An 11,627-nucleotide genomic window follows, 5' to 3' on the forward strand; every position below is an offset into this window, starting at 1 on the left:
TGGGCGGCGGGCCTGTGCGGGAAATTGCGTGGGCGCGGGAAACGCTGTGTTGCGGGGGCGCAGTGGACGGCATCCACGCATGGCGTGGATCTACTGCAGAGCGAGCGCGGATGCGGGGCAAAAAAAACGGGACGGCCAAGGCCGTCCCGTCAGGTATCCGCTGCAGGGCGCGCGCTTAGAGCGCAGCGTCCTTGAGCTTCTTCAGCGGGCGAACCTTGAGCTTGGTGGTGGCCGGCTTGGCGGCGAACCACTGCTCTTCCTTGGTGAACGGGTTGATGCCCTTGCGCTTCGGCTTGGCCGGCACATTGACGGTGGTGATCTTCAGCAGGCCCGGCAGGGTGAACGAGCCGGCGCCCTTCTTGTGCACCGAGGAAGCGACAGCGCCTTCCAGCGAGGCCAGCACAGCGCGGACGTCCTTGGCGACAACGCCGGAGACTTCAGCGATGTGTGCAACCAGGCCCGACTTGGTCAGCACTTCCTTGATCGGCTTCGGAGCGGCCGGCTTGGCGGCTGCCTTCGTCGCGACTTTCTTCACTGCCTTCTTCGGGGCAGCCTTCTTAGCGGTCTTTGCCATGGTTTCCTGTTCCGTGAACGGTTGGTTGTTTGGTCGGCGCCGAACCCCGTCGGCAAGCGCAATGTAGGGCAACTCTTGGGCGCCGCCAATAGCCTGGAGCGCTGAAAGTGCATGTTTTTTCATATCCAGGCCGATTCAGTACATGGCCGGCAGTAGGGGGAGCGGGTGCGGTGGTGCGCTGCACCGCAGTGTCGGTGATTGCGACTGGATGGGCGAAATGACTGAAAACAAGGGGGAAATCGCCAGATTGCTGGCGAAGAAGTGTCCAGTCGTTGGCTCGGGACAGGCGCGCCGCATGCGGCGGGGCGACGCAGGGCTAACGCGGCGCGTGCCAGGGTATTGGTTCATCACAGCCACAACGGAGCAGGACATGGGAATCTCGCGACACGCTACCGCGCATTGGGAAGGCGACCTGAAGTCGGGCAAGGGCCAGTTGAGCACGCCGCAGAGTGGTCTTCTGGACAAGACCCGCTACGGCTTCAACAGCCGTTTCGGTGATGAAAAAGGCACCAATCCCGAAGAACTGATCGCTGCCGCGCACGCCGGTTGTTTCACCATGGCGCTGTCGGCCAAGCTCGGCGAAGCCGGTTTCACCCCGACCTCGCTGGATACCGAAGCCAAGGTCGATCTGTCGATGGAAGGCGGCCCGCAGCTGTCGCAGATCCGGCTGAAAGTGAAGGCGGTTGTGCCGGGAATCGAGGCGACGCAGTTCCGTGCGATCGCTGATGACGCCAAGCAGAACTGCCCGGTTTCCAAGGCGCTGAGCGCGGTGCCGATCAGCCTGGAAGCCGAACTGGGCTGAGAAGGTAGTGCCGGCCGCTGGCCGGCAACCACATGAAACCGGGTATAAGGTGGCAGCCGGCCAGCGGCCGGCTCTACCGCCTTGCGTTCACCAATCGATGGTGCCGGAAATCACCGTCTGCACCTGGCCGCCGGACCAGACCTCACCCTCTTCATCGACCAGCAGCGTCAGCCGCGCATCGTGGCCGACTTCGCGTCCCTGGCTGACGTCGAAGGGCTGGCGGCCGCGCGGAAGGGCGTCGCGCAGGTCCAGCCAGGCCGCCAGCACAGCGTTGGCCGCGCCAGAAGCAGCATCCTCGAAGCGGCGCCCATTGCCGACGAAAGCGCGCACGGCCAGGTCGTAACCTTCGCTGCCATCGGCAAAGGCATAGGCGAACACGCCCATGCTGTCGGTCGATTCAGCCAGCGTGGCGATCGCATCCCAGTCCGGGTGCAGGGCGCGCAACGCGGCCTCATCCGCGACCTCTACGACCCACCAGCTGCGGCCACCCTGCATGCGGGCCGGCGGCAGCGAACCCAGCGGCCAGGTGCGCAATGCGGCCTGAAGGCGTGGATCATCGGTGGCGGCGATCTCGGCCAGCTGCGCGCGGGGCGTGCGGATGGCGATGCGCTGCTGCGCGCCTTCGCCGGTCACGCGCAGTGGCAGCGCACCGGCGATGCCGTCCTGAACCAGTACCCCGTCGACCGGCATGGCCAGGCCCGCCTGCAGCACCGCGTGGGCGGTGCCGACGCTCGGATGGCCGGCGAACGGCACTTCCTTCTGCGGGCTGAACATGCGCAGCCGATAGCTGGTGCCGGCCGTCTGTGCCGGGAACACAAACGTCGTTTCGGGCAGGCGGGTCCAGCGGGCGATGGCCTGCATCGTCGCATCGTCCAGGCCTTCGGCGTCGAGCACGACGGCCAGCGGATTGCCGGCGCCCGGGCGCGGGGAAAACACATCCAGCTGCAGGAAACGGCGGGTGGTCATCGGGCAGGAACTCCAGAAAACAGGCGGCATAGGGTAACGCGGGGCCATGCCCCGCGAGCGCGCAGCACGGCAGGCCGCCGGGCGTGGCCCGGCGCTACCAGGTGATGTTGCCGTCTATCACCAGCTGCACCTGGCCGCCGATCCACACCGTGTCCTGCGCGTCCACAGTGACCTGGACGCGGCCGTCGCGGCCGACCTCGCGGCCCTGGCTGGCCACATAGGTCCGGTTCTCGCCGGGCAGGGCATTACGCTGCCGAAGCCAGGCGCCGATCAGCGCGTTGGCGCTGCCGGTCACCGGGTCTTCCGGCACGTTGGGCGCATCGGCGGGGCAGAACGCGCGCACCACCAGGTCGTGCCCGGTATCGGCTTCGAGCGCGAACACGGCGATGCCGAGCGCGTCGGTGGCAATGCTCCAGTCGCGCAGGGCCGCCATGTCCGGTGCCAGCGTGCGTACGGCCTCGGCGTCGCGCAGCGGCAGCAGCCACCAGCGCGGGCCGTTGTCCCACAGCTCGGCGCGCTGGCCCTCGGCGGCAGCAGCGCGCAGGGCGTCAGGAATGTCGCCTGGCAGAGCCGGCAGCGGCCGTGCCTCTGGGCTCGCCAGGCGGATGGTGGGCGCGTTGGCCGGCCCGGTGACCTGCACCGGCAGCAGGCCGGCCGCGCACTGCTGCACCAGGGCCCCGTCGCGTGGCTGCACCAGGCCGCAGGTGACCGCAGCCCAGGCGGCGCCCACGCTGGGGTGCCCGGCGAAGGGCAGCTCGCTGGCAGGGGTGAAGATGCGCACGTGGTAGTCGGCGCCGGCAGCGGTGGGGCGAAGGAAGAATACGGTCTCGGACAGGTTCAGCCAGGCGGCCAGGGCCTGCATGCGGTCGGTGGACAGTCCATCAGCGTCGAACACGACACCGAGCGGGTTGCCGGTACCGGGCTGGTGGGCGAAGACATCGAGCTGCAGGTAGCGGTAGGCGGTCATTGACGGGTGTATTGGGCTTAGAATCGAAGGTTCCGCCCCCTCGGGCGGCTTCCCCACATTACACATAGCCTATCCATGTCAGCTTCCCCCCTTGTCGATCGTTGGATCGTACTGAAGTTCGGCGGCACCTCGGTGTCGCGTCGCCACCGCTGGGACACGATCGGGAAGCTGGCGAAAAAACGGGCCGAAGAGACCGGTTCGCGCGTTCTGGTGGTGGTTTCGGCGCTGTCCGGGGTCACCAATGAACTGACCGCGATTGCCGATGGCGCGCCGGACAGCCGCGATCGCGTGGCGGCGCTGGTCGAACGCCACCAGGCCTTCCTGGACGAGCTGGGGCTGGGCGCGGAGGTGCTGGCCGAGCGGCTGGCCGCGCTGCAGGGCCTGCTGGACGACCCGCGTGCGCCCAGCCGTCCTCTGGACTGGCAGGCCGAAGTGCTCGGCCAGGGTGAACTGCTGTCTTCCAGCCTGGGCGCGGCCTATCTGCGTGCCAGCGGCCTGGATTTCGGCTGGATGGATGCGCGCCAGTGGCTGGACGCGCTGCCGCCGCAGCCGAACCAGAGCGACTGGTCGCAGCGCCTGTCGGTGAACTGCCAGTGGCGTGCCGATGCGGAATGGGCGCAGCGCTTCCGCGCTCAGCCCACGCGCCTGCTGATCACCCAGGGGTTCATCTCGCGTCACGCCGACGGTGGCACTGCCATCCTCGGCCGCGGCGGCTCGGATACCTCCGCGGCATACTTCGGTGCGCTGCTCGGCGCCAGCCGCGTGGAGATCTGGACCGATGTGCCAGGCATGTTCAGCGCCAATCCCAAGGACGTGCCGGACGCGCGCCTGTTGACCCGCCTGGACTATTACGAAGCGCAGGAAATCGCCACCACCGGCGCCAAGGTGCTGCACCCGCGCTCGATCAAGCCGTGCCGCGATGCGGGCGTGCCGATGGCGATCCTCGATACCGAGCGTCCGGAACTGCCGGGTACCAGCATCGACGGCAATGCCGCGCCGGTGCCCGGAGTGAAGGCAATCAGCCGCCGCAACGGCATCGTGCTGGTGTCGATGGAAGGCATCGGCATGTGGCAGCAGGTCGGCTTCCTCGCCGATGTATTCGGCCTGTTCAAGAAGCACGGCCTGTCGGTGGACCTGATCGGTTCGGCCGAGACCAACGTCACCGTATCGCTGGATCCGTCCGAGAACCTGGTCAACACCGATGTGCTGGCCGCGCTGTCGGCCGACCTGTCGCAGATCTGCAAGGTCAAGGTGATCGTGCCGTGCGCGGCGATCACCCTGGTCGGCCTGGGCATGCGCTCGCTGCTGCACAAGCTGTCGGACGTGTGGGCGACCTTCGGTCGTGAGCGCGTGCACATGATCTCGCAGTCGTCCAACGACCTGAACCTGACCTTCGTCATCGACGAAGCCGATGCCGATGGCCTGCTGCCGATCCTGCACGCCGAACTGATCGACAGCGGCGCGATGCCGGTGGAAGAGACCGAAGTGTTCGGCCCGCGCTGGCGCGAAATCGCCGGCACCGTGCGCCCGCGTGGTACGCCGTGGTGGCGTGGCCAGCGTGCGCACCTGCTGCAGCTGGCCGATGCCGGCACCCCGCGCTACGTCTACCACCTGCCGACGGTGCGGGCGCGTGCCCGCGCGCTGGCGGCGATCAAGCCGATCGACCAGCGTTATTACGCGATCAAGGCCAACAGCCATCCGGCCATCCTGCAGCTGCTGGAGGCCGAAGGTTTCGGCCTGGAGTGCGTGTCGCACGGTGAGCTGAAGCATGTGTTCCAGGCCATTCCGGAACTGTCGCCCAAGCGCGTGCTGTTCACCCCCAGCTTCTGCCCGCGCAGCGAGTACGAAGCGGCGTTCGCGCTGGGCGTGACCGTCACTGTCGACAACGTCGAAGCCCTGCAACGCTGGCCGGACCTGTTCCGCAACCGCGAACTGTGGCTGCGCGTGGACCTGGGCCGTGGCGAAGGCCATCACGCCAAGGTCCGCACCGGTGGCAAGGAATCCAAGTTCGGCCTGCCGATCGCGCGCGTGGACGAGTTCGTGCGCGCGGCCACCGAGCTGGGCACCCGCGTGGTCGGCCTGCATGCGCACCTTGGCAGCGGCGTGGAAACCGCCCAGCACTGGCGCCTGATGTGCGATGAGCTGGCGGGCTTTGCGCGCCGCATCGGCAGCGTGCACACCATCGACATCGGTGGTGGCCTGCCGATCCCGTACAGCGAGGAAGACGAGCCGTTCGACCTGGATGCCTGGGCCGAGGGCCTGGCCGAGGTCAAGGCGCTGCATCCGGCGTTCCGCCTGGCGATCGAGCCGGGCCGCTTCCTGGTGGCCGAATCGGGCGTGCTGCTGACCCACGCCACCCAGGTGGTGGAGAAGGATGGCGTGCGCCGCGTCGGCCTGGATGCCGGCATGAACACGCTGATGCGCCCGGCCCTGTACGACGCCTGGCACGACATCGAGAACCTCAGCCGCCAGGGCGGTTACGCCGAAGCGGCGTTCGATGTGGTCGGCCCGATCTGCGAATCCAGCGATGTGTTCGGCAAGCGCCGCAAGCTGCCGGTGTCGACCGCGCCGGACGATGTGATGCTGATCGCCGACGCCGGTGCCTACGGCTATGTGATGTCCAACACCTACAACCAGCGGGCGATGCCGCGCGAAGACGTGATCGAATGATCGCCGCCTTCCGCGCCCTGCACCCGCCCACCGACACGTCCCGCGCCTGCGCGCGGGCACGTGCCTGACCGTGCTTGAACTGGATTCACCATGACTGCTTTCGATAAACACCAGGTTTCCCGCTTCCGTTTCGTCCGCTGCGAATTCGCCGCGGACACCGGCGTGGCCAAGCTGGTCTACGCCTTCGATGACGGCCCGGAAATGGTGGAAACCGTTACCGTGCCCGGCGCCCCGTTCGTGCTGGAACCGGCCCGTGCCGATGCCGTGCAGCGCGCGCTGCGGCTGCTGCACCTGATTGCCGGTGTGAGCTACTACAAGGCCGGCGTGCCCGATACGGTCAGCATCGACAGCTACAGCATCGATGCCGATACCGCAGCGCTGGTGGAGACCATCTACCTCAACGGCCTGGGCGAATTCGCTTACCGCAACGGCCTGAACCTGCGTGGGCGCTTCCGCCTGCCGGTGCAGGGCGAGGCGGTGCAGGCGCCGGTGCTGGGCCTGCAATCGCACGCGCTGGTCGCCATCGGCGGCGGCAAGGATTCGCTGGTCAGCATCGAAGCGCTGCGCCGCGCCGGCGTGGACGAGACGGTAACCTGGATCGGGGGTTCGCAGTTGATCCGTGCCTGTGCCGAACGCACCGGGCTGCCGACGTTGAACCTGGGCCGCGCGCTGGCGCCGGAACTGTTCGAACTCAACCGCCAGGGCGCATGGAACGGGCACATCCCGGTCACCGTGGTGAACTCGGCGATCATGGTGCTGGCTGCGCTGCTGCACGGTGTGGACCAGGTGGTGTTCTCCAACGAGCGCTCGGCCAGCTACGGCAGCCAGATTCCGGGCACCGGTGAAGTGAACCACCAGTGGTCCAAGGGCTGGGCCTGCGAGCAGGCCTTCGGTAACCACGTGCGCAAGTACGTGGCCGCCGACCTGCAGTACTACTCGCTGCTGCGGCCGATGTCGGAGCTGGCGGTGGCCCGCCAGTTCGCCAAGAGCGATTTCTACGACGCGCATTTCTCCAGCTGCAACCGCAACTTCCACATCCTTGGCGAGCGCCCGGTGAACCGTTGGTGCGGCGTCTGCCCGAAGTGCCACTTCGTGTTCCTGGCGCTGGCCCCGTTCATGCCCAAGACCCGCCTGGTGCGCATCTTCGGCCGCAACCTGCTGGATGACATCGAGCAGGCTGGTGGCTTCGATGCGCTGCTGGAATTCCAGGACCACAAGCCGTTCGAATGCGTGGGCGAAGGCCGCGAATCGCGTGCGGCGATGGCCACCCTGGCGCAGCGCCCGGAGTGGAAGGAAGACGTGCTGGTGAAGCGCTTCTGCAATGAAATCCAGCCGCAGCTGGATGCGGCCGAGCTGGAGCTTGCACCGCTGATGCAGCTGCAGGGCGAACATCGTATTCCGGCGACGCTGTGGGAACGGGTGCGTGAAGATTTCGCAGCTTGAAGGCAAGCGCGTAGCGCTGTGGGGCTGGGGACGTGAGGGGCGTGCTGCGTATGCGGTGCTGCGCGCGCGCCTGCCATCGCTTGGCCTGAGCCTGTTCTGCCCGGCCAGCGAGGTCGCGGCCGCGCGTGCGGAGACGCAGGGCGTGCTGGACGTGCGTGGTGAACCGTCGGCCGAGGCCTTGGCGGCATTCGAGGTGGTGATCAAGTCGCCGGGGATCAGCCCGTACCTGCCGATCGCGTTGGCGGCGGCGGAGCAGAGCACCCGCTTCATCGGCGGCACGGCGTTGTGGTTTGCCGAACATGCCGATGCCGATGGCACCGTGCGCGACACGATCTGCGTGACCGGCACCAAGGGCAAAAGCACCACCACCGCGCTGGTCGCGCACCTGCTGCGCGCAGCGGGACATCGCACCGGCCTGGTCGGCAACATCGGCCTGCCACTGCTGGAAGTGCTGGACCCGCAACCGGCGCCTGCGTACTGGGCGGTGGAGCTGTCCAGCTACCAGACCGGCGAGGTCGCGCGCAGTGGTGCGCACCCGCAGGTGGCGGTGGTGCTGAACCTGTTCCCGGAACACCTGGACTGGCACGGCAGCGAACAGCGCTACATCGAAGACAAGCTGCAGCTGGTGACCGGGGCCGCGCCGCGCGTTGCCGTGCTCAATGCCGCAGATCCGCATCTGGCGGCGCTGTCGCTGCCCGACAGCGAGGTGGTCTGGTTCAACCAGCCGCAGGGCTGGCACATGCGCGGTGACATCGTGCATCGCGGCGGGCAGGCGGTATTCGATACCCGCAATACGCCACTGCCGGGCCGCCACAACCGCGGCAACCTGTGCGCGGTGCTGGCCGCGCTGGAGGCGCTGGGCCTGGATGCCGTGGCGCTGGCGCCGGCGGTGCAGGATTTCCGGCCGCTGCCGAACCGCCTGCAACGCATCGGCCAGGCCGATGGCCTGACCTACGTCAACGATTCGATCAGCACCACGCCGCATGCCAGCCTGGCGGCACTGGAGTGCTTTGCCGGCCAGCGCATCGCGTTGCTGGTCGGCGGGCATGATCGTGGCCTGGACTGGACTGATTTCATGCAGCACATGGCGCACGACGTGCCGCCGGTGGAGATCGTGACCATGGGCAGCAACGGCCCGCGCATCCACGCGATGCTGCAGCCGCTGGCCGACGCCGGCCGTTTCGGCCTGCATGCCGCTGCCGATCTGCCCGACGCGATGTCGCTGGCGCGTCGCGCACTGGGCGAACAGGGTGGGGTGGTGCTGCTGTCGCCGGGCGCGCCGAGCTATGGCGCCTACCGCGATTACGTTGCACGCGGGCGGCATTTCGCCGAGCTGGCCGGGTTCGACCCGGATACGATCAGCGCGATTCCGGGCATCGGGATCGCCTGACGGTCGTGCCGGCCGGTGGCCGGCAACCTGGGGGGGCATCCACGCATGGCGTGGATCTACTCGTCGAGGAAGCTGTAGTCGCGGTCGATCAGCTGCTGCAGGTAGGCATCGAAGCTGGGGGCGATGACCGCGTAGCTGTCCGGGTCGTGCAGGTAGCGCACCACCTGTCCAACGCTGCCGCCGGGTGCGGGATCGAAATCCAGATACAGCATCGAGGTGCCGCCGTTGTTCATGCAGTGCGAGAAGCACAGGCGGCGGCCCATCGGCAGGTCGGCATCGATGCCGGCACCGAGGATCTCCGGTTCTTCTTCCAGCCATTCCTCGTAGATGGAACGGATGCTGTCGTCCCATTGCTGTTGGTCTTCGAAGATCTGCGCGATGGAGCGCAGGTAGTACGGGTAGTCGCCCACGTCCGAGCCCAGCATCAGCACGCAGACCTCGCCCTTCGGATAGTCGCGGAAGTGCGTGCCGTCCACGCGCGAAAGCAGCTCGACCAGGCTGTCGGGCACCTGCGGCCACTGCGCGCGCAGCCGTTGCAGGTCGGCCTCGCTGGCGCCTTCGGTCCACGCCCATTGCGGGGCATCGTCCTCGGGCAGCCGCGGGATCAATCCAGACAGAAAGCGATCAACAAGGTTCATGCAGAAAAGGGGACGGAGGGGATCAAGTCGTATCCAACCACACCTGCGTCACGCCGCCAATGCAGAATGCGACGCGGGAGGGGCGATTACGGCTTAATCCCCTCCGTCCCTTTTTCTGGAGCAGGCGCATGAACCGTTGGCGTTGCGGCGTGGCGATGGTACTGGGGCTGGCAGCGATGCCAGCGTGGGCGGCGATGAAGACCCAGCCGGTGGAGTGGAAGCACCAGGGCACGACCTTCAGTGGCGTACTGGTCTATGACGATGGAGATGCTGACAAGCGTCCCGGCCTGGTGATGGTGCCGAACTGGAAGGGCGTGAACGAATCGGCCATCGAGAAGGCCAAGCAGCTGGCGGGCGATGACTACGTGGTGCTGGTGGCCGATGTGTACGGCAAGGGCGTGCGACCGAAGACCGATGCCGAGGCCGGACCGGTGGCGACCAAGCTGCGCAATGACCGGCCGCTGCTGCGGGCGCGGGCGCTGGAGGCGGTCAACGTACTGAAGGCGCAGGCGGGCAAGGCACCGCTGGACGCCAGCCGGATCGGCGCAGTGGGCTTCTGCTTTGGCGGCACCACGGTGCTGGAACTGGCCCGCGCCGCTGCGCCGCTGGCGGGTGTGGTCAGCCTGCATGGCGGGCTCGGCTCCCCCTTGCCGGCGCAGGCCGGCGGCAGCCACCCGTCGGTGCTGGTGCTGAACGGCGCCGACGACAAGAGCGTGACCGCCGAGGATATCGGCAGTTTCCAGAAGGAAATGGATGCGGCCAAGGTGGACTGGGAGTTCACCAACTACAGCGGTGCGGTGCACTGCTTTGCCGAGCGCGATGCCAACAGCCCGCCGGGCTGCCAGTACAACGAACGTGCCGCCAAGCGTGCCTGGAAGGCACTGGGTGAGTTCTTCGAGGAGCGTTTCGAGAGGCGTTGAAAAGGTGTGCCGACCAACGGTCGGCACCCACCCGCTGTTGCAGGTGCCGACCGTTGGTCGGCACTCATCTGCCCTGGTTGGTGCCGACCGTTGGTCGGCACTCCTCCATCAATGCGAACGCTGTACCGCGTAGCGGGCCAGGCCGCGCAGGGCGGCGACGGCATCGTTGTCGCCCAGGCCGTCAAGCGCCCGTTCGGCGGCCTCTGCATATTCCTCGGCACGACGGCGGCTGTATTCCAGGCCTCCCGTGGCGTGGATCGCCGCCAGCACTTCCGGCATCGCCGAGGCGTCACCGTTCTGCACGATCGCGCGCAGGCGCTGGCGGGTGGCCTCATCGGAATGGGCCATGGCATGGATCAGCGGCAGCGTCGCCTTGCCTTCGGCCAGGTCGTCACCCAGGTTCTTGCCCAGCTCGTCGGCGTTGGCTGAATAATCCAGCACGTCATCGGCGATCTGGAAGGCGTAGCCCAGGTGCATGCCGTAGTCGTACAGGGCCTGCTGGGTGGCTTCATCGACGCCGCTGGCCAGTGCACCCAGGCGCGTGCCGGCGGCGAACAGCACCGCGGTCTTGCGCTCGATCACGCGCAGGTAGGCGGCTTCGTCGGTGTCCGGGTTGTGCACGTGCAGCAGCTGCAGCACTTCGCCTTCGGCAATGCGGTTGGTGGTGTCGGCCAGGATCTGCATCACCGGCATCCGGTCCAGCTCGACCATCAGCTGGAAGCTGCGCGAGTACAGGAAGTCGCCCACCAGCACGCTGGGCGCGTTGCCCCACAGTGCATTGGCGGTGCTGCGGCCGCGGCGCAGGCTGGATTCGTCCACCACGTCGTCGTGCAGCAGGGTGGAGGTGTGGATGAACTCGATGATCGCTGCCAGCTGGTGGTGCTCGGGGCCGGAGCCGCCGACCGCATGGCCGGCCAGCATCACCAGCATCGGCCGCAGGCGTTTGCCGCCAGCGGAGATGATGTGGTCGGCGATCTGGTTGATCAGCACCACATCCGAGGACAGCCGGCGGCGGATCAGGGCATCGACGGCAGCCATGTCGGCTGCGGCAAGCGACTGGATCTGGGACAGGCCCAGGGCGGGACGGGTGTCTTCAGTGATGGTCATGCGATCAGGCTTTCAGGCTCATCCCTGATTATAGGCGTTGCCTGTGAATTGGGGAGGAAACCGGGGGCCAAGCCACCGCCGCGCGCCACCGGGCGTGGCGTCTGGCGTGAATACGTATGCAGGCAGCGCCATCGTCGTGGGCCGCCGCTA

At 67.4% G+C, this 11,627-nt stretch carries 10 protein-coding genes; 5 read left to right on the forward strand and 5 right to left on the reverse strand.

Annotation, left to right across the window (positions count from 1 at the left end; all coding sequences use genetic code 11):
- Positions 1-175 precede the first annotated feature (175 nt).
- Positions 176-574 carry an HU family DNA-binding protein gene (locus tag BW38_RS12940; RefSeq protein ID WP_025873973.1) on the reverse strand — a complete coding sequence of 133 codons (399 nt, stop codon included), beginning with the start codon at positions 572-574 and terminating at the stop codon, positions 176-178.
- Between the two features lie 370 nt (positions 575-944).
- On the opposite strand from BW38_RS12940, the gene BW38_RS12935 reads away from it, so the two are divergent.
- Positions 945-1,376, forward strand: a complete 432-nt coding sequence (locus BW38_RS12935) for an OsmC family protein (RefSeq protein WP_025873972.1) — start codon at positions 945-947, stop codon at positions 1,374-1,376.
- An 87-nt stretch (positions 1,377-1,463) separates the two neighbouring features.
- On the opposite strand, the gene BW38_RS12930 is transcribed toward BW38_RS12935, so the two are convergent.
- Positions 1,464-2,342 carry a PhzF family phenazine biosynthesis protein gene (locus BW38_RS12930; RefSeq protein WP_032975860.1) on the reverse strand — a complete coding sequence of 293 codons (879 nt, stop codon included), beginning with the start codon at positions 2,340-2,342 and terminating at the stop codon, positions 1,464-1,466.
- A 94-nt stretch (positions 2,343-2,436) separates the two neighbouring features.
- Positions 2,437-3,309: a PhzF family phenazine biosynthesis protein gene (locus tag BW38_RS12925; protein WP_032975861.1), complete on the reverse strand. Its 873-nt coding sequence runs from the start codon at positions 3,307-3,309 to the stop codon at positions 2,437-2,439.
- Between the two features lie 75 nt (positions 3,310-3,384).
- On the opposite strand from BW38_RS12925, the gene BW38_RS12920 reads away from it, so the two are divergent.
- The 3 genes from BW38_RS12920 (at position 3,385) to murD (ending at position 8,812) form a co-directional block, all read left to right on the forward strand.
- The gene (locus BW38_RS12920) at positions 3,385-5,979 is read left to right on the forward strand and encodes a bifunctional aspartate kinase/diaminopimelate decarboxylase (protein WP_025873969.1); all 2,595 of its coding nucleotides are present in this window, start codon (positions 3,385-3,387) and stop codon (positions 5,977-5,979) included.
- Between the two features lie 90 nt (positions 5,980-6,069).
- Positions 6,070-7,422 (forward strand): UDP-N-acetyl-alpha-D-muramoyl-L-alanyl-L-glutamate epimerase, encoded by a 1,353-nt coding sequence (gene murL / locus BW38_RS12915; RefSeq protein ID WP_032975862.1) that lies wholly within the window; start codon positions 6,070-6,072, stop codon positions 7,420-7,422.
- The gene (gene murD, locus BW38_RS12910; protein ID WP_032975864.1) at positions 7,403-8,812 is read left to right on the forward strand and encodes a UDP-N-acetylmuramoyl-L-alanine--D-glutamate ligase; all 1,410 of its coding nucleotides are present in this window, start codon (positions 7,403-7,405) and stop codon (positions 8,810-8,812) included. Before murL ends, murD begins: the two co-directional genes overlap by 20 nt.
- A 56-nt stretch (positions 8,813-8,868) precedes the next feature.
- Here murD and BW38_RS12905 read toward each other — a convergent pair whose 3' ends face one another.
- On the reverse strand, positions 8,869-9,450 hold the full coding sequence (locus BW38_RS12905; RefSeq protein WP_032975865.1) for an SMI1/KNR4 family protein: 582 nt from the start codon (positions 9,448-9,450) through the stop codon (positions 8,869-8,871).
- A 128-nt stretch (positions 9,451-9,578) separates the two neighbouring features.
- Between BW38_RS12905 and BW38_RS12900 the strand changes: the two genes are divergently transcribed.
- The gene (locus tag BW38_RS12900; protein ID WP_032975866.1) at positions 9,579-10,370 is read left to right on the forward strand and encodes a dienelactone hydrolase family protein; all 792 of its coding nucleotides are present in this window, start codon (positions 9,579-9,581) and stop codon (positions 10,368-10,370) included.
- A 108-nt stretch (positions 10,371-10,478) separates the two neighbouring features.
- Here BW38_RS12900 and BW38_RS12895 read toward each other — a convergent pair whose 3' ends face one another.
- A complete protein-coding gene (locus tag BW38_RS12895) occupies positions 10,479-11,477 on the reverse strand; it encodes a polyprenyl synthetase family protein (RefSeq protein ID WP_025873964.1) in 999 nt (332 codons plus the stop codon).
- Positions 11,478-11,627 lie beyond the last annotated feature (150 nt).

This window comes from Stenotrophomonas sp. RIT309 (assembly GCF_000632045.1).
In the GTDB taxonomy this organism is placed as follows: Bacteria; Pseudomonadota; Gammaproteobacteria; order Xanthomonadales; family Xanthomonadaceae; genus Stenotrophomonas; species Stenotrophomonas indicatrix.